Raw genomic sequence first — 19,144 nt, forward strand, 5'->3', positions numbered from 1 at the left:
AGAGTCATGGCAGCAGATAAAAAATACGACAAAGAAAATCCTGAATTGAGCGGCAAATCAGAGCCAGAAAAGCTGGACCCTGAGGCGCGTAAGGCCAAGTTCAAAACGCTGATTGTGCTCGGTAAAGAGCGCGGCTACCTCACGTACGCCGAAATCAACGACCACCTCCCTGAAGACATGTTGGATGCCGAGCAGATCGAAGGCATTATCAGCATGATCTCGAATATGGGCATTCAGGTCTACGACGAAGCGCCTGACGCTGAAGACCTGCTGATGTCGGATGCGCCAGCAGCGGTGGCCGATGAAGATGCCGCCGAGGAAGCTGAAGCAGCGCTGTCATCGGTGGACGCCGAGTTCGGCCGCACAACCGACCCGGTGCGTATGTATATGCGCGAAATGGGTACGGTGGAGCTGTTGACACGCGAGGGCGAGATTGAGATTGCCAAGCGGATCGAGGACGGCTTGCGTCACATGATTACCGCTATTTCTGCATGCCCGACGACCATTGGCCAGATTATCGATCTGGTTGATCAGGGTTTGAACGATGAAATCCGCATCGACGATGTGATTGATGGCTTTATTGACCCGAACGCCGTTGAAGAAGAAGAGCAAGAGCCGGATCTACCCGATCCTGATGCCATTGCTGATGAGGCTGATGACGACGAAGACGAAGATGAAGACGATGGTGGCGCAGCAGCAGCCAGCGCTAATCTGGAATTGCTGAAAACTCAGGCGCGTGAGTGCTTCGAGCGCGTGCGTGATTTGTACGCCAAAATGCTGGCGGCGCTGGATAAAGACGGTACCAATAGCCCGAAATATCAGGAATACCAGCAAGCCATCGCTGCAGAATTCCAGACGATCCGCTTCTCGGCACGCCAAGTTGAATCGCTGTGCGATGTGATGCGCGGCATGGTCGACGATATCCGTACGCACGAGCGTCAGATCATGGATCTGTGTACACGTCGTGTCGGCATGCCGCGTGAGCACTTTATTAAAGTGTTCCCGGGTCGTGAAACCGATCTGACGTGGGTGCCGGAAGAAATTGCTGCTGAGCATAGCTACTCAGGCGTCATGTATCGCTACAAGCACGCGATCATGGAAAAGCAGCAAAAACTCAACGAGCTGCAAGACGATTCGCGCATCAGCATCAAAGAGTTGAAAGAAATTTCACGCCAAATGAGTACCGGTGAGGCCAAAGCACGCCGTGCGAAACGTGAAATGATCGAGGCCAACTTGCGTTTGGTGATCTCGATTGCCAAGAAATACACCAACCGTGGTTTGCAATTCCTTGATCTGATTCAGGAAGGCAATATCGGCTTGATGAAAGCGGTGGATAAATTTGAATATCGCCGTGGTTATAAGTTCTCGACTTACGCCACTTGGTGGATTCGTCAGGCGATTACCCGCTCGATTGCCGACCAAGCCCGGACGATCAGGATTCCGGTGCATATGATCGAAACGATCAACAAAATGAACCGTATTCAACGTCAAATCCTGCAAGAAACTGGTTTGGAAGCGACGCCGGAAGAATTGGCTGAACGCATGGAAATGCCGGAAGACAAAATCCGCAAGATTTTGAAAATCGCCAAAGAACCGATTTCGATGGAAACACCGATTGGTGATGACGACGACTCGCACTTGGGCGACTTTATCGAGGACCAGAATAATATGGCCCCAGCTGATGCTGCGGTCTATGCCGGTCTGCGTGAAGCCACCAAGGAAGTACTCGATACGCTAACGCCACGCGAAGCCAAAGTGCTGCGCATGCGCTTCGGTATTGATATGAGTACGGATCATACTTTGGAAGAAGTGGGTAAACAGTTTGACGTCACGCGCGAGCGTATCCGTCAGATCGAAGCCAAGGCGCTGCGTAAGCTGCGTCACCCAACGCGTTCAGAAAGATTGAAATCTTTCATTGAAAATGCGGCAAGTGAGCAGTAAAATAGCCCCTCTGTAGAACTTGGTGTACGCCAAGTTCAAACGATTACGGGCCTATAGCTCAGTTGGTTAGAGCAGAGGACTCATAATCCTTTGGTCCACGGTTCAAGTCCGTGTGGGCCCACCAAAAATCAAGGACTTAGCTTCGGCTAAGTCCTTTTTTCTTGTCTACTGTCAACCAAGTGTCAACCGCGCCAGCGGATTCAAATTTCTAACCTCTTGCAAATGTTCTGGCGACAAGTGCGCGTAGCGCATAGTCATCTTCAAGTCGCTATGGCCGAGTACACGTTGCAGCGTCAGAATATTGCCCCCATTCATCATGAAATGGCTGGCAAAGGTGTGGCGCAGTACGTGAGTGAGTTGCCCGTCTGGTAGCTTTAATCCCGAACGATCTACCGCTTCCCTAAACGCTGAATAGCAGCTAGCAAAAAGCCGATGACGGCCATCTTTCGCTATCGTCTTTAGCTGCGCTTCTAATTCCGTTGAAATCGGTATGGTGCGATTGCGCCCGCTTTTAGTCATGGCGTATTCGATTGCACCTTGCCTGAGCTGTGTAGAGCGTAGCTCTTCAGCTTCGCTCCACCGTGCGCCAGTCGATAGGCAAATCTGGCTAACGATCAGCGCATCGGGATTACTGCTTGCCTCTAGTGCCGCAAAGAGGATTTTTATCTGTTCATTGGTGAGAAAACTCAGCTCTTTCTCAACAATCTTGAAGCTGCGTATTTCCGATAGCGGATTGTCGCCGCTCCAGTGATTGAGACGCTTCAGTTCATTAAACATGGCGCGCAAGTAGGCGTGTTCACGGTTGATGGCATTTGCTGAAATCCCGGCCACCAGACGCTTAGCGCGGTAGGCCGCAAAATCATCGGCGGAAAACTGATCAGCCACCGGGTTCCCGATTGCGTTAATTAATAGCTGCAGGCGAGAGTGAGTGTTTTTACCCGCACGAAGCTGCTGGCCATGATTGACCCACCACAGTTCTAGCAATTCGCTTAGCTTGCGCGTATCGCGCTTCTTGGGTTGCCAGTCAGGTTCTTGTTGAATCTGACCTTTAACCCACGTTTCCCAAGCCAATGCTTCAGCTTTGGTGGCAAAGCTCTTGCGATAGCGTTTGAAACCGCGCCCACCGGGTTGGATGTCCACGAGCCATCCTGAGCTAGCTTTCTTAATCGCCATATTTAAGGCCCTGTTCCGCATTTATGGAGTCGGCCAGTTTTTTGATTTTTTCGGCTATCACTGGTTGTTCCTCATGCCACACTAAGCGTATCGCTGCATTCAGTGGGTCTTGAGGCTGAAGCTGCAGCTCATTTGAGAGTCGCCCGCACACGATCCATTCACTGAACTGAGGGTTTATGTTGCAGAGCGCTTCAATTAGCTCACTAGTTGGATTCTGTTTGCGATTACATAATTTTTTCCATTTCTCTTGAGCCACGCCCGTATGTGACTCCAGCCAAATGTATCTAAGCCTTGAGCTAGTCACCGTCTCATTTATGACGAGAATCATTCTTTCCCGTAAGTCAGTGTTGTCCATGTGCTATCCGGCGATAAATGGTTTGAGGGGCATTTTGATCATATCGTAACTCAAAAAGCCACGATATGTTGATTATTGCAGTGCAATGGGTTATCGTGGCTTTATGTGCCACGATAAATCTGTGCGAAGGAAATGAAATGGAAACAGGCAATCTACCTTTAAGTGTCAATTCACAAAATGTTCCACTGATGACCCGTCAGCGTTTTGCACAGCTGATTGGTTTACCAGAAGGGGTATTGAATGCTCAGGCTGATAAGGGGTACTGGCCAATGGTCAAAATTGGCAAATATAGCTTCGTAAATATTGCTTTATTGAATAAGCAGCTGCTAGAGCGTGAATTCAAGCTTTAATGCTATTCCTGAGCTATATGTTTCACTTAAGCCAGAAGGGTGTGGTGTGAGTGCAAAGCAGGAATTGCTGGGGCTTGTCGAAGATATTCGTGCGCGCCAGATGCTTCAGCTGCAAAAGCACATAGACCAAGTTCCGCATGAAAAACTCTATCTACCGTTGTGGGCGGAGATTGCGCGTGCTATCCCAAACGTGCTGTTACGAAGTGCGCTATTTGGTATTCAGTATCGACGTCAGCCCGAATATTTGGAACGCAAATTAATTTTCGCACTGTCCGGCACATCCGTTTTCTATACTGGCCCGAGCTTGGATCAATTTGATCTGACCGTATGGGAGTCGGTTTTGCATGCCACGCGGGCGCGACATTTGGGCGATGAATGCAGTGTCACAGCTTATCAGTTGCTGAAGTTGATCAGATTGGAAGATACGGGCCCGAATCGCAAGTTGCTGAATCGCCGTCTCAGTAGACTCAATGCGACTGCACTAGACATTCAAAATGGCGCATTGGCCTACGAAGGCAGCCTGATTGATTCGGTTACGCGTGACCATGCCACACGACACTATGTAATTAAGCTAAATCCAAAGCTGCGTTACTTATTTGAAAAAGACCAATGGACTGCACTCGATTGGGAATTGCGGCAACAATTAGCAGGGCATCCTTTGGCGCTTTGGCTGCATGGGTTTTACTCAACCCATGCCAAGCCCTATGCCTATTCAGTTGATACGCTCCATAGTTTGTGTGGGAGTGAAAACCGTGATCCTTATGGGTTTAAGCGGGATTTGCGTTCTGCATTCGCTTTAATTACCACGGTTGCAGCCAGCCACAGCCAAGTGTTTCAAGCCACGTTCGAGGGCAATCTGGTGCATGTGACCAGAACGCCAACACCTTCCCAGAAAAAATACTTACAGCGCCACAAGACGTAGTTGCGGCCTATTGCCTGCTGCCCTAGATATCCGATAAGTCAGGGCTGCTCACATTTTCTTACCCAACTATTTGCAATGCATAGCCTGTCTAGCAGGCATATGACTGTGGGCGTTCGCCAGTCATGATGCAGAATTTACGCAGTAATTTCGTGGATAACTTCGATGGTTACGACTCGGCAACAGACAAAATCGACCAAATGCGTACCGTTATGGCACACAGAAAATACCGTTATACGGCACAGGAAATGCCGTTATGAGACACAGAAAATACCGTTATAGCGCACATGACATACCGTTATCTGGCACAGGTAGTGCCGTTATATGGCACAGACAATACCGTTATAGAACACAGGAAAATAATGCTTAAAAACAATGTATCATCATGAATATAAAGGGAATAATCTGAATGGTGTGCGAGCCCTAATCTTCTTTAATCTTTTAATAATCAGTAGACCAGCAGTTGCCCTATGGACAGCAACTATTGCAGCACTTTGTAGAGCTGATTGATGATTTTGCATCAATAATGGTATTGGTACTTTTGTAAACACTCATCAGCTTGATGGGGGCTTGCCGATTGATGATTCTGAGTGGAGTAGCTAATCAAATAATCGTCGGCTAAATAACCACAGGAGAAACTAAACAATGAGCACACGAAGATGGGCAACTGATGACGAAGAACTTTTTTATGATGTTGCACGGGCTATGATTGGCACGCGTGTAGCGGAATGTTCAGAGCTACTTTACGCTGAAGAAACCAAAGTTGAGGCAAAACAGGATAAAGCCTTTATCGCTGAAATTACGGCCATGCAGTGGCGGTTTGTACAGCAAAGCCGGAGTTTGGATATTCTTGATATGGCTGGAAACAAGGCACTGATTGATGCTATGTCGAAAGATGTCGAGCATAAAACTTGGTTTTTGCTTCAGCAACTCATGCACCCCATGCATGCAGACATCATCGACATGGCCAACTTACCCGACCCCGACGACATCCCCAATATGGGTCGTGATCTTGCTCTTGCCCATATCAATCTAATGCGGGAAAAAGGCGAGCTAATTTACCCATCGCTGCTGGCACTCGAACAGCGCTTGAAGGGAAGTAAGTAGCTGCAAACTTGCGTATCCGACAGTCCCTGGGGATGTTAAAGCTAGCTGATACAGGATAGGGAATTTGTTAGCAATTTATATCTAAGTCTCCCCACTCTCATTATTCACCATTTCCACGCGCAGACCTGTTGACCAATACAGTCACTTTCGCATGCGAAAGCGTTTGGCAAGGGGGTTGGGGCTAACGCAGGATAGGGTTTCAGATAGCAATATTAATATCCCGCTATCCCCTTGCTACAAATCGTGTCGTCCTGCTATTCGACTTTCTCATGTGAAAGTTGCTCTGAGTGGGGCTGAGCTAACGCAGGATAGGGAATTTGATAGCAATGTATATCTGGCCCCTAAAAGTTTCGTCAAATTGAAGATTTCTGACTGGTTTCGTCATTTATTGATCGGCTGATTTGTACTGTTTCCTGTAAGTCGGTAAATTACGCCTTTAGGCTGCTTTGCCCTTCAATCCGGCGCAAAGCATTCGCCATCTAGTTAAAGTGATCCATCCCATGTTTGAACAAGCTTTTAAAAATATCGACGACATCTTGCACAAGGAATCTGGCTGCACCACCGAGCTGGACTACACCGAGCAAACCTCTTGGCTGTTGTTTCTGAAGTATCTGGACGCGCTGGAAGAGGGCAAGGCGATGGAGGCCGAGCTGGAAGGCCGTGAGTACACCTACATTTTGGCCGAGCCGTTCCGCTGGGGTTATTGGGCCGCGCCGAAAGATGCTGACGGCAATATCGACCACAACGCTGCGATGACAGGCGACGACTTGCGCCAGTTCGTTGATATTCGCCTGTTTCCCTACCTGCAAGGCTTCAAGCAAAAAGCCGCAGGCCCGAACACCATTGAATACAAAATCGGCGAAATTTTCGGCGAGATCAAAAACAAGATTCAAAGTGGCTACACGCTGCGCGATGTCATCGACCATATCGACGAACTGAAATTCGGCTCGCAGGTGGAAAAGCACGAGCTATCGCACCTGTACGAAGCCAAAATCAAGAACATGGGCAATGCCGGGCGTAACGGCGGCGAATACTACACGCCACGCCCGCTGATTCGGGCCATGATTGCCGTCACCAAGCCGAAAATCGGCGAGCGCATTTATGACGGCGCATGCGGCTCGGCGGGCTTTTTGTGCGAAGCCTTTGATTACCTCAATCAAACGCCCAATCGCACCACCGACGACCTGAAAACGCTGCAAGAGCGCACTTTCTACGGCAAAGAGAAAAAATCGCTCGCCTACGTGATTGCGATCATGAATATGATCCTGCACGGCATCGAAGCGCCGAATATTCAGCACACCAACACGCTGGCTGAAAACCTTGCCGACATCCAAGACAAAGACCGCATGGATGTCATTCTGGCCAATCCGCCGTTTGGCGGCAAAGAGCGCAAGGAAGTGCAGCAAAACTTCCCGATCCGCACGGGCGAAACTGCATTTCTGTTTATGCAACATTTCATCAAAATGCTCAAAGCAGGTGGCCGGGCTGCGGTGGTGATCAAAAATACTTTCCTATCCAATACCGATAATGCTTCGGTCAGTTTGCGCAAGCTACTACTGGAAAGCTGCAATCTGTACGCCGTGCTCGATTGCCCGAGCGGTACGTTCCAAGGTGCTGGCGTTAAAACCGTGGTGCTGTTTTTTGAAAAAGGCTCGCCCACGCGCAAGGTCTGGTTTTACCAGCTTGATCCGGGCCGCAATATGGGCAAAACCAACCCGCTGAACGACGACGACCTAGCCGAATTTATTGCGCTGCAAGCCAGCAGCGCCGATTCAGCGAAAAGCTGGAGCCTCGATGTCGCCGATCTTGATACTGCCACCTACGATTTGTCGGTTAAAAATCCGAATGGCGGCGAAGAGGTGATTCACCGTAGCCCGCAAGACATCATGGATGAAATCGCCGAGCTGGATGCTGAAAGTGCCGAAGTGCTGGCTGCGATTCGGGGTTTGTTATGAAGGCGGGGTGGGTGACGAAAACACTGGGCGAGGTTTGTTCTTTCGATAAAGTGCAGAGTATTCATTGTGGCTTGCCTTATGTCGGACTAGAGCACATTGAGTCGCACACGGCCCGCTTTATCGGCTCAAGCGAGCCGCAGCCAGTCAAAAGCTCGACTTTTCGTTTTTCCAATGAGCACGTCCTTTATGGACGACTTAGGCCTTATCTGAATAAGGTGCTCGCGCCAGATTTCGACGGCCATTGTTCAACGGAAATCTTCCCGTTAAAGCCGTGCTCAGAACTATCACGGTCGTATCTTTTGTTTTGGCTTCTTGCTGATACGACGTGTGAGCGAATCAATGCAACCTGTACTGGTGCACGAATGCCACGTGCACAGATGAATGACGTGCTCGGCTTCGAAATTCCAATTCCCCCGCTGGCCGAGCAGCAGCGCATTGTTGCCATTCTGGATGAGGCGTTTGAAGGGATTGCCACGGCCAAAGCCAATGCCGAAAAAAACCTACAAAACGCCCGTGCTTTATTTGAAAGCAATTTGCAATTGATTTTCACGTCTAAAGGTGAAGGCTGGACTGAGAAAACGATTGGCGAATTAGCGAAGCATTCACTTGGTAAAATGCTTGATAAAGCAAAAAATCAGGGTGAAATGCAGCCCTATCTACGAAATATAAATGTCCGATGGTTTGATTTTGACCTTTCAGATGTACTTGAAATGCGTTTTCTTGAGACTGAAGTTGAAAAGTACACTGCGGTTAAAGGTGATGTTTTAATTTGTGAAGGTGGGTATCCGGGGCGCTGTGCGATTTGGGAAAAGGATGAGCCCATATTTTTTCAAAAAGCACTCCATCGGGTTCGCTTTCATGAGCAAAACCTAAATCAGTGGTTTGTTTATTACCTGTTCTTGCTGGATAAAACTGGCGGTCTTAAGCAATATTTTACTGGCTCGGGTATTCAGCATTTGACTGGCGAGGCTTTGAAACGCTTTAAGTTGCCAGCTCCACCATTGGCGCAGCTACCAGCGTTGCTTGAGCACATTGACCAATTAGCCGTCGAAACCCAACGCCTCGAAGCTATTTACCAGCAAAAACTCGCTGCGCTTGACGAGTTAAAAAAAGCCTTGCTGCAGCAAGCATTTAGTGGTGAATTGTAATGGGGTATTTGCTTGTAGCCATTATTGATATTGTCCTATATGGCAATACTGCTAAGGGTATGCCATGAGCGAAATCACGATCTATCAGGCCGACAACGACACGGTTGAAGTGCGCGTAGCGCAAGAGATGGTACGGCTGTCGCAAGAGCAGATAGCCAATGTGTTTGGCGTACAGAAAGCGGCGATCTCCAAACACCTAAAAAACATCTTTGCCGGCGGCGAGCTGGAGCGCGAGGTGATGGGTTGCCAAAATCCAAGCGTTTCCAAAATGGAAACAGTTGCCATTGAGGGCGTTTGTAATGGATGAGCTGATTATTTTTCAAGCTGAAAACGGCGTTGTGGAAGTCCGTTTGGCGCAAGAAACGGTGTGGCTGACGCAGGCGCAAATGGTCGCTTTGTTTGCGCGTGATCAGTCGGTGGTTTCCCGGCATATCGGCAATATTTTCAAAGAGGGTGAGCTGGACAAGGAAAGCAGTATGCAAAAAATGCATATTGCAAACTCAGACAAACCCGTCGAGGTTTACAACCTTGATGTGATTATTTCGGTGGGTTATCGCGTCAAATCTATACAGGGCACCCGTTTTCGCCAATGGGCCACACAACGCCTGCGCGAGCATTTAACCCAAGGCTATACGATCAACCGCGAGCGCTTTGAAGCTAACGCCCGCGAGCTGGAAGCCGCGCTGTCTTTGGTGAAAAAGGCATCGCAAAGCCCCGAACTATTGGCCGATACCGGGCGCGGCTTGGTGGATATTGTGACCCGCTACGCGCAAACCTTTTTGCTGCTGCAGCGATACGACGAAGGGCTGCTGACCGACCCGCCGACCATCGCGGGCGGTGCGCTGCCTAGTGTGGATGAGGCGCGGCAAGCACTGGCACGGCTGAAGGCTGATTTGATGACCAAAGGCGAGGCCGCCGAGCTATTCGCCCGCGAGCGCGGCGATGGCTTTAGCGCCTTGTTGGGTAATCTGGATCAAAGCGTGTTTGGTGAGCCTGCTTATCCAAGCGTAGAAGCCAAGGCAGCGCATTTACTGTACTTCGTTATCAAAAATCACCCGTTCGCTGATGGCAACAAGCGCAGCGGCGCGTTTTTGTTTGTTGATTTTCTGCACCGCAATGGCCGTTTGCTTGATGCGGTAGGCCAGCCCGTAATTAACGACATCGGCTTGGCTGCGTTGGCGCTACTGGTCGCTGAATCAGACCCCGCGCAGAAAGAAACCTTGATTCGATTGATTATGAACATGCTGGCCAAGGCTTGAGTTTCTTGATCGTGTTTTGATTGTGGTAGGTGTGTAGATGGTTTTTTGAGCCGTAGACCGATGAAAATCAAAGGTTTATGGCTGGTTGGTAGTGCGATTTTTTCTTGATTGGGTTTTGATCGACGCCGTTTTTGCTGATGTTTTAGCCAGCAGCGGCGAGCGATGAAGCCATGTTAGTCCGTGTAAAACTGATTGCTGTGTGCCGTGAAAAAATAACAGGAATGTTTCATGAACGAAGCCGAAACCCGTGCCGAACATATTGACCCCATGCTAGTAGCCGCTGGCTGGGGTGTGGTCGATGAAAGCCGTATTCGTCGGGAATACCCGATTACGCTGGGGCGGCTGGAAGGGCATGGCAAACGCGGCAAGGCATTGAGCGCCGATTATGTACTGATCTACCGCAATACCAAGCTAGCTGTTGTGGAAGCCAAAGCTTGGGATAAACCGCTGAGCGAAGGTGTAGGGCAGGCCAAGGATTACGCTGGCAAGTTGTCGATTCGCTTCACCTATGCCAGTAACGGGCAGGGCGTGTATGCGATTGATATGGAGCAGGGTACGGAAGGCGAGCGGGTTGGTTTCCCAAGCCCGGATGAGCTGTGGAATCTAACCTTTGCCACGCAAAATGCTTGGCGTGATCGTTTTGCGGCGATTCCGTTTGAAGACCGAGGCGGCTATTTCCAAGGCCGTTACTATCAGGATATTGCCGTTGAGCGCGTATTAGCTGCAGTGGCCGAGCAGCGCAGCCGCATTTTGCTGACGTTGGCAACGGGTACAGGCAAAACCTTTGTTGGCTTTCAACTGGCGTGGAAGCTGTTTCAATCGCGCTGGAATCTAACCGACTGGAAAACCAGTAACGAGCCACAACGCCGCCCACGCATTCTGTTTTTGGCTGACCGTAATGTATTGGCCGATCAAGCCTATAACTCTTTTTCTGCCTTCCCTGAAGATGCACTGGTGCGGATCGAACCGGACGACATCAAGAAAAAAGGCAAAGTCCCGAAAAACGGCAGCATCTTTTTCACCATCTTTCAGACGTTTATGAGCGGTAAGGGCAAGGATGGCCAGCCTTTACCTTATTTTGGTGAATACCCCGCTGACTTTTTCGATTTCATCATCATTGACGAGTGCCACCGTGGAGGCGCGAAAGACGAAGGCAACTGGCGCGGTATCTTGGAATACTTTTCGCCCGCCGTGCAGCTGGGTCTAACAGCCACGCCAAAGCGGAAAGATAACGTCGATACCTACGCCTATTTTGGCGAGCCTGTGTATAGCTATTCGCTGAAAGACGGCATCAACGATGGCTTTTTGACCCCGTTCCGCGTGAAGCAAATATCGACCACACTGGATGAATACGTTTACACCCCGGATGATGCGGTGATCGAGGGTGAAGTCGAGAAGGGCAAACGCTACGAAGAAAAAGACTTCAACAAAATTATCGAAATCAAAGAGCGTGAGCAGCATCGGGTGAAGCTGTTTATGTCGAAAATTAACCAGAACGAAAAAACGCTGGTTTTTTGTGCCAACCAGATTCATGCGCTAGCGGTACGGGATTTGATCAACCAGATCAAAACCAGTAGCAACCCGAATTACTGCCACCGCGTTACCGCCAATGATGGTGCTTTGGGTGAGCAGCATTTGCGCGATTTTCAGGATAACGAAAAGTCGATACCGACGATTTTGACGACCTCACAAAAGCTATCTACGGGCGTGGATGCGCGCAATGTGCGTAATGTGGTGTTGATGCGGCCAGTGACTTCAATGATCGAATTTAAGCAGATCATCGGGCGCGGTACGCGGCTTTACGATGGTAAAGACTATTTCACGATTTATGACTTTGTGAAGGCGCACCACCTGTTTAGCGACCCGGATTGGGATGGTGAGCCTGTTGACCCGGCGACTTGCCCAACGTGCGGGCTATACCCCTGCAAATGCGAGAAAACTCCGCCAAAGCCATGCAAAACGTGTGGCCAGCAGCCGTGCGTATGCCCACCTGAAATCTGCAAAGAATGTGGGCAAGAACCTTGCGTATGCAAGAAAAAACCTAAAGCCAAAGTGAAGCTGTCCGATGGCAAAGTGCGAGCCATTCAGCACATGACTTGCACTAGCTTTTGGCATCCAGACGGCACACCAATGGCCGCGCAAGAATTCATGGAAATGCTGTTTGGCCAATTGCCGGACTTTTTCAAAAACGAAGAAGAGCTGCGTACTTTGTGGATGTCACCCGATACGCGCAAGAAGCTACTGGAAGGCTTGGCTGAAAAAGGCTTTGGCAAGGATCAGTTGCAGGAAATGCAGAAAATTATTGAGGCCGAGAATAGCGATTTATTCGATGTGCTAGCGCATGTGGCCTACGCAATGAGCCCGTTGACGCGAGAAGAGCGCGCAGCCAAGGCGATGGCGTTGATCAGTACCAACTTCAACAGTAAGCAGCAGGTGTTCTTGGATTTTGTGTTGTCGCATTACGTGAATTTGGGCGTGGAAGAGCTGGATCAAACTAAACTCACGCCATTGCTGAAACTGAAATACCACGACTCGCTAGCAGATGCCGCAGCTGATCTTGGCAAGCCCGCTGAAATCAACAAGGTTTTTACCGGGTTTCAAAAGTACCTGTATCTGGAAACGGTTTGATTTTCGATCAATATTAAATCGCAGTTTGGCGAGCCGACCAGCAGGTAGGCTGCCAGCCAGTACGGCCCAGCAGGGCGGTGCTGGCGGTTTTTAATGGGCGAGAAGATGAGCTTAAGCGCAAGATGCTTCTCGGTGTTGAATCTATTAAGGTTTAGTCGATTTCTAGATGATTATTAAAAATCCAGACTCAAAACAAGCCCAGCTTGATGAACTTAATCAACTACTGGTTTTACCAAATGTGAGCACCAAGCAGCGTGAGCTAATCACCAAAGAAATACATGCTCTCAAGCAAGGGGTTCAGGGCGAGCAAAACAGTGAGTATGAAATCAACTTCTACCTGAAGGATTCAAAAAACTGGGCGGTGATTCATGACCTGCGTATCGAGCACAATGGACGAGTGGCGCAGATTGATCATTTGCTGATCAATCGCCTGCTTGATGTATTTGTGATCGAAACTAAGAACTTCAGCGCAGACTTGCAAATTAACGAGCAGGGCGAGTTCACCGCTTGGTACAACAAGAAGCCCATCGGTATTCCCAGTCCATTAGCGCAGAATGAAAAGCACATTGAAGTGCTAAAGGCCCTTAGCAAGACGCTGCCGCTACCTACACGCCTTGGTGTAACGCTGATGCCGTCCTTTACTAGCGTGGTGATGGTTAGCAACAAACAACGCATTACGCGTCCTAAAAATTTCGACACCAAAAACGTCATCAAGGCTGAACAGGTATTGGAATGGGTTACGAAGACCAATGCTGATGATGCAAGCTTTGGACGTATGTTTGGTAGCTTGGCCAAGATCGTCAGCGGCGAAACTGTAATGGAAGTTGCTGAGATATTCACGAGACACCATCGCCCAATAAAGCCCGACTACAAAGCCAAGTTTGGGATCAATGAGCTTGCAACTTTAGCTCAAGCAGAAGTAGCAAAAGAGGCGAACACGGCGCAGCCACCTGTTGAGGTTGCACCTACCACTGAAGTTGTGGATGAGGTATCAAAACTCACCAGCTCCAAGCTCGCAGCCAAGCTAGGGCTCAAAAATACCCAAGAACTGATTGATAAATTGGCTGAAAAGGGCTTTGTCGAGATCGTTGATGGCAAGCCCAAACTTACCGTGCAGGGCAAGGCTGCGGGTGGTGAGGCGAAGTTTAGCCCGAAATTTGGGGCTTATTTTATTTGGCCTGAAAGCTTGCTGATTTAGCTTGGTAGAAGCAGACGTTGAGTTGCTCTGTACTGCACGCTTAGGTTGCAGTACAGTCGCTATTTTGCCCCTTTTTTAGAGAAAACCTTTATGAAGCTCTGCTACCATGATTTGTATGACAGCCAATTTGAGCTTTTGGTTGTTGAAGTTTGTAAAGGGATTTTGGGGCGCGCTATTCAAGGGTTTGCTACAGGTCCAGATGGTGGGCGCGACGGTCGTTTTCATGGCGTTGCAGATGATTGGCCATCGAAGTCTGAACCGTGGTCTGGAAAAATTATTATTCAAGCAAAGCATACATCTGAATTGAATGCAAAGTTTTCAGATTCTGACTTTGGCGAGTCAGAGACCAGTATTCTGACAAAAGAAATTAGAAGAATTAAAAAACTTTATGATGATGGTCATCTTGATGCTTATATGCTATTTTCCAATAGGAAACTAGGCGCTTTAGCTAATGAATCTATTTTAGATCGAATTGCTTCCGAGACCGGGTTGTGTAAGTCTAAAATTTCAATACTGGGAGTAGAAGCTCTCAATTCATTACTTAAGGATTTTCCGCAAGCAATAAGTAATGCTGGTATTAACATTACAAATCTACCTTTACAGATTTCACCTGATGCATTAGCCAATGTTCTATTGTCAATTAAAGGTCACTTGAATAGCGGTGTGAGACCGGGTCGAGATTGTAATAATATTAATACTGACTTTGTGCGCGAACCATTCAATGAAAAAAACCTAAGGCACGGACTTTCGGCAGAGTATGCTGCCGAAATTTTAGACAGAGTTATTGATTTTTACACAATTGAAGATTTTTTGCAAAATCCAATAAATTCAGATTTAAAATTGACTTATAACGATGCCTTGGATGAATTTACTAGATGGTTGCTTGATAATAGAATGCAGAGTCAATCATTTGATGGGCTCTTGAATTGGCTAATTAAATTGCTTCTAGAACGTGATTCAGATCTTGGCCGTAATAGAAGGCTAACGTCTACCTTTATATATTATATGTATTGGTGTTGTGACTTGGGGTTTAAAAATGCAGCTAGTGTTAAGTAGACACACTCATCCAGATAAAACAGTGATTGCTGTAGCTACGTTTTTGCTAAAAAGGATGAGGAAGGATAGGGTGGAAAGTTTCGAGAAACTTAAGAACTTACTGGTTTCGTCTGTTGCAGACTCTGCCCCATTATTTCTGCCTGCCATCAATGTTTTATTTTTGCTTGGGCTTGTTGTATATCATCCAAAGAATGATACTTTTGAGTATGTAGGCTCATGAAATTATCTAAAATTTATTGTAGCAATGAGCATGTCTTTCCGTCGATTCACTTCAACGAAGGGTTGAATGTGGTGTTGGGTGAGATTCGCGATGAAAGTAATCGAAATAAAGATACGCACAATTTGGGAAAAAGTACGTTAGCTTTATTGATCGATTTTTGTCTGCTTTTGAAGAGATCCCCTGAGTTTTTTTTATTTAGCCAGTTTGATAAATTTAAAGATTTCATTTTTTATTTGGAAGTTGAGCTGGCGCCATCTTCATTTCTAACTATTAAGCGATCTGTTGCAGAAAATTCTAAAATTGCTTTTAAGAAAACGACCGCCAAAGAAAATGATTTTAGGTCGTTGGGTGATGCTGACTGGGATCATGTAAAAGTAAAAATAGACAGCGCAAGAATTATGCTTGATAACTTCTTAGAGTTGTCAGGATTAGGCACTAATTTTGATTATAGAAAGCCGCTTGGCTACATCTTACGTAGGCAAAATGATTATGATGATGTTTTTCAGCTAACAAAATTTAAAGGTTCCCATAGCGAATGGAAGCCCTATCTTGCACACATTTTGGGTTTTAATGCTGAGCTAGTTGCAAAAAACTATGAATTGACTCAAAAAATAGAGTCGCTTAATCATGATTTGAGCACACTTTCTACTCGAATTCCAGAGAAGGTTGATGGAATTGATAAACTTGATGGTGTTTTGCTTTTAAAAAGAAGTAAAGCATTGGAGGTTGAGAGCGCTCTTGACGCATTTGATTTTTCACTACGTGACTCTGACTACAATAAAGAACTCGTTGATGTTCTTGACGTTGAAATAGCGCAGCTTAATAAAGAAAAGTACTACTGCACTGCAACAATTAAAAAGCTTAAATCATCTATTGTGGTTGACTCTGTTGCTTTTGATCCTAAAGAAGCTGAGTCTATTTTTCTGCAGGCAGGCGTAATATTTCCGGGTCAATTAAAGAAGTCGTACGAGGAATTAATTGAGTTTAATCGGAAAATAACTGAGGAAAGAAATGGAGTTCTTCGTGCTGAGTTGAGTCGTATGGAAGGTTCTTTAGAGTCTATTGTAGCTGAAATTGATGAGAAAAATAAAAAAAGGTCGGATCTTCTATCTTTTCTTAGTGACGAGGATGTATTTAGAAAATATAAAGAAATTAGTGCTCAACTAACCAAGATTAAGGCAGAGATTACGTATTGGGAAGGGGTTAGGTCGCAGGCAGGGGAAATAATTAAGTTAAGAACTGAAATCGCCAAGGCACTTAGTGATCTAGCAAAAAATCAAGAGGAATTATCTAATCATCTGCATGAAATGAATTCTCCCGAGTCTCGCTATGGGAAGATAAGAATTTATTTTTCTGAAATTGTGAAGTATGTAATTGATCGTGATGCAATAATTTCAACTTCAACAAATAAGGAAGGCAACCTCCAGTTCAAAGCCGATATTATTGGTTCCGAGGGGCCGACTGAGGCAGGTAGAGGACATTCTTATCGGAAGCTTTTGTGTATTGCATTTGATCTTGCCGTTGCAAGGGCTTATTCATCTACTGAATATCCACATTTTGTATATCATGACGGTGCTTTAGAAACGCTAGATGATCGTAAAAAAGTTAAGTTGTTAGACATCTTTAAGCTGTATGGTCGACAGTATGGAATTCAAGAGATTATGACTTCCATCGATTCTGATCTTCCTTATGTTAATGGAGAGCGCCTCCGGTTTGTTGATGGTGAGGTTATTCGCTTGCTGCATGATCAAGGGGAGGATGGCCTGCTATTTAAGTTGCCATCATGGTAGTCAACCGACTGTCAACGCTGTAGCAAAACATAGCAGAATATTGCGGCGTTATATGTTGCAGAATGTTGTTTATGCAGGGTATAGAGAGGCATAGAAGTTTATTGTGTGTGACTCATAATCCTTTGGTCCACGGTTCAAGTCCGTGTGGGCCCACCAATAAAATCAAGCACTTAGCGGAAACGCTAGGTGCTTTTTTTTTCGCCTTATGATTTTAAAGTACGGTTGTGAAGGCTCTGTGTAGCCAACAGTGATCAATTGAAGTCGATGTGCTCATTCAGCAAAACATTCGGGCTTGAAAGCCAATCGGGCTAGTGTGCTCACTCATTATGATTAAGCCGATTTCAATGTAGTGTGCGATTTCTGCGGCAAGGAATACACTTTTGATCCGGTCGATATTGGTGTTTTGTACGCTGGTGATAATGGGCCGATAAATAATACGGTGCAGTAGTATTTGTTTGTAGGCTAATAAGGTATTGGCCTATGAGGTGATACCCTAAAGCCGGCGTTTAGATACGCTGGCCTTTTGTTTTTAGTGCCTTCGGCACGATGTTTTACAGTCGCAATCCGCGACGGGGACTTACTTTCCTTGCGTCGCCAAGGAAAGTAAGCAAAGGAAGGCGACCCGAGGCGCTGGCGGCTCCGCCGTTCCCTCGCTCGTTGCGAGCCAAGCGATAAAACTATTTGTCTCGCGCCTCACTCGGCCAGCTTGGACGGGATTTTAAGTCCCAGAACAATCAGCTCGCTTCGTATCAACGTGCATTGAGAATATTCCTTTGTTGGGTGAGTATATCGTTGCAATCGTTAAAAATATTCTTACGGCAATACGTGATGTAAAGAAATACTGCCTGAATAGCTCATGCTAACAGCGTTGAAATTATTTCACAGTCCCAATTTAGTGGTAATTTGTTGCCGTAAAGCATGGCACATTGGGTGGTTTGATGGCTGCTCAAGAATCGCATTTAGGGTTTTAAGCGCAGTTTCAATTTCGCCTATGTTAAGCAATGAAGTTACGTAACCTGCAGTATAGCGATCATTAATTTCTCTGCGTGGTTCACCTGCAGCTAAACCAAGTGTGTAGCACTCACGAGCGTCAGTGTAATTTTCGTGCCTTAAAAAGTATTCACCTGCAACCCCACAATGATCAATTGTTAAATAGGCAGAAGAAATTGAAATTCCGGTTAGTTTTTTTGCTACTATCCACCAAAAGGCTGGGTTTTTTGCATTAATTAATATTGCTTTCTTTAGTCCTGATGTATTTTCTTTGTATAGAATGCCAAATTCACCTTGAAGGCAATAAAAGCTAGGTTCAGTCCCCATCTCTTTACCAAGGTTGTTGCTGAAAAATTCGACACTAAATCCATCTTTTTCAGCGGACCCAAAGGTTATTGGTGTGGGTGTTGTTGGCAGGTTTTCAAGAATAATTGGATCGGAGTTAATGTCGGCATATCCCATATACCTAAATTTTCCTTGGTGACTACATAAAGGAACTAGGACTCCTCCTGTTGTTGCATTATTAGGGTCTAGCATTGTCTTTTTAAAGGCATTGAAACAATTTGAGTAATCTGATCTTTGTGGGTCAGGTTGCTGAACTATTTGAAGAGTTGCGGTGTTTAAAATTTGGTTTTCATTTGACTCTGTATGGTAATATTTTTGGTAAATCTCAAACGCACTTTTGTCCCCAAGATATCCCGCTATAGTATCGCTTACTATAGAGTTCTTTATGAATTTTAGTGATAGATTACTTAAGTCGGCTAGCAGAAGCTCAAAGTCAGCCCCTTCTTTTTGAGCCGCACAAGTGATGTTGATAATTTCTTCTGTAGTATTAGCTTTTTTGATTTTTGGTAGAGCTTCTTCAAAATGCTCTTGAAGTCCTGCAAAAGCAATTGCTGTTGTATCATTTAATATGTACTGCTTTAGGCATCCATCTTTGTATGGGTTTGCTTTTGGATTTTTATGAATGGTTAACTTGGTGTCGCCAATTATATTAATTTGATTTTCAGTAATTTTAGCAATAATTAATGTCATTTTTTCTCAAAAAATGGAGA

Annotated in this window: 16 protein-coding genes and 2 tRNA genes; 15 read left to right on the plus strand and 3 right to left on the minus strand. The window is 46.5% G+C overall.

The window, feature by feature from the left end:
• The first annotated feature begins 6 nt into the window (after positions 1–6).
• The gene (rpoD, locus tag ABHF33_RS13210) at positions 7–1,941 is read left to right on the plus strand and encodes an RNA polymerase sigma factor RpoD (RefSeq protein ID WP_348944387.1); all 1,935 of its coding nucleotides are present in this window, start codon (positions 7–9) and stop codon (positions 1,939–1,941) included.
• A gap of 47 nt (positions 1,942–1,988) precedes the next feature.
• Positions 1,989–2,065 (plus strand) — tRNA-Ile (locus ABHF33_RS13215).
• Positions 2,066–2,112: 47 nt separating this feature from the next.
• Here the strand turns inward: ABHF33_RS13215 and ABHF33_RS13220 are convergent.
• Both ABHF33_RS13220 and ABHF33_RS13225 read right to left on the minus strand, forming a co-directional pair.
• Positions 2,113–3,114 (minus strand): phage integrase, encoded by a 1,002-nt coding sequence (locus ABHF33_RS13220; RefSeq protein ID WP_348944388.1) that lies wholly within the window; start codon positions 3,112–3,114, stop codon positions 2,113–2,115.
• On the minus strand, positions 3,104–3,469 hold the full coding sequence (locus ABHF33_RS13225; protein WP_348944389.1) for a hypothetical protein: 366 nt from the start codon (positions 3,467–3,469) through the stop codon (positions 3,104–3,106). Before ABHF33_RS13225 ends, ABHF33_RS13220 begins: the two co-directional genes overlap by 11 nt.
• Before the next feature lie 65 nt (positions 3,470–3,534).
• On the opposite strand from ABHF33_RS13225, the gene ABHF33_RS13230 reads away from it, so the two are divergent.
• The 13 genes from ABHF33_RS13230 to ABHF33_RS13285 all read left to right on the plus strand — a co-directional run bounded on the left by ABHF33_RS13230 (position 3,535) and on the right by ABHF33_RS13285 (position 17,255).
• Complete coding sequence (locus tag ABHF33_RS13230) at positions 3,535–3,819, plus strand: hypothetical protein (RefSeq protein WP_348944390.1); 285 nt, start codon at positions 3,535–3,537, stop codon at positions 3,817–3,819.
• A complete protein-coding gene (gene trfA / locus ABHF33_RS13235; protein WP_348944391.1) occupies positions 3,803–4,741 on the plus strand; it encodes a plasmid replication initiator TrfA in 939 nt (312 codons plus the stop codon). The genes ABHF33_RS13230 and trfA overlap by 17 nt, the downstream gene beginning before the upstream one ends.
• 642 nt (positions 4,742–5,383) lie before the next feature.
• Complete coding sequence (locus ABHF33_RS13240) at positions 5,384–5,845, plus strand: hypothetical protein (RefSeq protein ID WP_348944392.1); 462 nt, start codon at positions 5,384–5,386, stop codon at positions 5,843–5,845.
• Between the two features lie 500 nt (positions 5,846–6,345).
• On the plus strand, positions 6,346–7,800 hold the full coding sequence (locus tag ABHF33_RS13245) for a type I restriction-modification system subunit M (protein WP_348944393.1): 1,455 nt from the start codon (positions 6,346–6,348) through the stop codon (positions 7,798–7,800).
• An 11-nt stretch (positions 7,801–7,811) separates the two neighbouring features.
• Entirely contained in the window at positions 7,812–8,948 is a 1,137-nt protein-coding gene (locus ABHF33_RS13250) for a restriction endonuclease subunit S (RefSeq protein ID WP_348944394.1), read from the plus strand.
• Positions 8,949–9,012: 64 nt separating this feature from the next.
• A complete protein-coding gene (locus ABHF33_RS13255) occupies positions 9,013–9,255 on the plus strand; it encodes a hypothetical protein (protein ID WP_348944395.1) in 243 nt (80 codons plus the stop codon).
• Positions 9,248–10,207, plus strand: a complete 960-nt coding sequence (gene rhuM / locus ABHF33_RS13260; protein ID WP_348944396.1) for a RhuM family protein — start codon at positions 9,248–9,250, stop codon at positions 10,205–10,207. Before ABHF33_RS13255 ends, rhuM begins: the two co-directional genes overlap by 8 nt.
• A 228-nt stretch (positions 10,208–10,435) precedes the next feature.
• A complete protein-coding gene (gene hsdR, locus ABHF33_RS13265; RefSeq protein WP_348944397.1) occupies positions 10,436–12,835 on the plus strand; it encodes an EcoAI/FtnUII family type I restriction enzme subunit R in 2,400 nt (799 codons plus the stop codon).
• 166 nt (positions 12,836–13,001) lie between these two features.
• Positions 13,002–14,033, plus strand: coding sequence for a nuclease-related domain-containing protein (locus ABHF33_RS13270; RefSeq protein ID WP_348944398.1), 1,032 nt, complete (start codon positions 13,002–13,004; stop codon positions 14,031–14,033).
• Positions 14,034–14,123: 90 nt separating this feature from the next.
• Positions 14,124–15,089, plus strand: coding sequence for an ABC-three component system protein (locus ABHF33_RS13275; RefSeq protein ID WP_348944399.1), 966 nt, complete (start codon positions 14,124–14,126; stop codon positions 15,087–15,089).
• A 55-nt stretch (positions 15,090–15,144) separates the two neighbouring features.
• Positions 15,145–15,309, plus strand: a complete 165-nt coding sequence (locus ABHF33_RS17040; RefSeq protein WP_432803985.1) for an ABC-three component system middle component 8 — start codon at positions 15,145–15,147, stop codon at positions 15,307–15,309.
• Positions 15,306–17,099: a DUF2326 domain-containing protein gene (locus tag ABHF33_RS13280; RefSeq protein ID WP_348944400.1), complete on the plus strand. Its 1,794-nt coding sequence runs from the start codon at positions 15,306–15,308 to the stop codon at positions 17,097–17,099. The genes ABHF33_RS17040 and ABHF33_RS13280 overlap by 4 nt, the downstream gene beginning before the upstream one ends.
• A 76-nt stretch (positions 17,100–17,175) precedes the next feature.
• Positions 17,176–17,255, plus strand: a tRNA-Leu gene (locus ABHF33_RS13285).
• A gap of 723 nt (positions 17,256–17,978) precedes the next feature.
• Here the strand turns inward: ABHF33_RS13285 and ABHF33_RS13290 are convergent.
• On the minus strand, positions 17,979–19,124 hold the full coding sequence (locus ABHF33_RS13290; RefSeq protein WP_348944401.1) for a hypothetical protein: 1,146 nt from the start codon (positions 19,122–19,124) through the stop codon (positions 17,979–17,981).
• Between the last annotated feature and the right edge of the window lie 20 nt (positions 19,125–19,144).

Source organism: Chitinibacter sp. FCG-7, assembly GCF_040047665.1.
Classification (GTDB): Bacteria; Pseudomonadota; Gammaproteobacteria; order Burkholderiales; family Chitinibacteraceae; genus Chitinibacter; species Chitinibacter mangrovi.

Excerpts from the sequence above, each read along its gene's own strand:
- ABHF33_RS13225 (WP_348944389.1), bottom strand. The coding sequence starts at position 3,469 with ATGGACAACACTGACTTACGGGAAAGAATGATTCTCGTCATAAATGAG.
- ABHF33_RS13255 (WP_348944395.1), top strand. The coding sequence starts at position 9,013 with ATGAGCGAAATCACGATCTATCAGGCCGACAACGACACGGTTGAAGTG.
- ABHF33_RS13230 (WP_348944390.1), top strand. The coding sequence starts at position 3,535 with ATGTTGATTATTGCAGTGCAATGGGTTATCGTGGCTTTATGTGCCACG.
- ABHF33_RS13270 (WP_348944398.1), top strand. The coding sequence starts at position 13,002 with ATGATTATTAAAAATCCAGACTCAAAACAAGCCCAGCTTGATGAACTT.
- ABHF33_RS13220 (WP_348944388.1), bottom strand. The coding sequence starts at position 3,114 with ATGGCGATTAAGAAAGCTAGCTCAGGATGGCTCGTGGACATCCAACCC.
- ABHF33_RS13290 (WP_348944401.1), bottom strand. The coding sequence starts at position 19,124 with ATGACATTAATTATTGCTAAAATTACTGAAAATCAAATTAATATAATT.
- ABHF33_RS13245 (WP_348944393.1), top strand. The coding sequence starts at position 6,346 with ATGTTTGAACAAGCTTTTAAAAATATCGACGACATCTTGCACAAGGAA.
- ABHF33_RS17040 (WP_432803985.1), top strand. The coding sequence starts at position 15,145 with ATGAGGAAGGATAGGGTGGAAAGTTTCGAGAAACTTAAGAACTTACTG.
- rpoD (WP_348944387.1), top strand. The coding sequence starts at position 7 with ATGGCAGCAGATAAAAAATACGACAAAGAAAATCCTGAATTGAGCGGC.
- hsdR (WP_348944397.1), top strand. The coding sequence starts at position 10,436 with ATGAACGAAGCCGAAACCCGTGCCGAACATATTGACCCCATGCTAGTA.
- rhuM (WP_348944396.1), top strand. The coding sequence starts at position 9,248 with ATGGATGAGCTGATTATTTTTCAAGCTGAAAACGGCGTTGTGGAAGTC.
- ABHF33_RS13240 (WP_348944392.1), top strand. The coding sequence starts at position 5,384 with ATGAGCACACGAAGATGGGCAACTGATGACGAAGAACTTTTTTATGAT.
- ABHF33_RS13275 (WP_348944399.1), top strand. The coding sequence starts at position 14,124 with ATGAAGCTCTGCTACCATGATTTGTATGACAGCCAATTTGAGCTTTTG.
- ABHF33_RS13280 (WP_348944400.1), top strand. The coding sequence starts at position 15,306 with ATGAAATTATCTAAAATTTATTGTAGCAATGAGCATGTCTTTCCGTCG.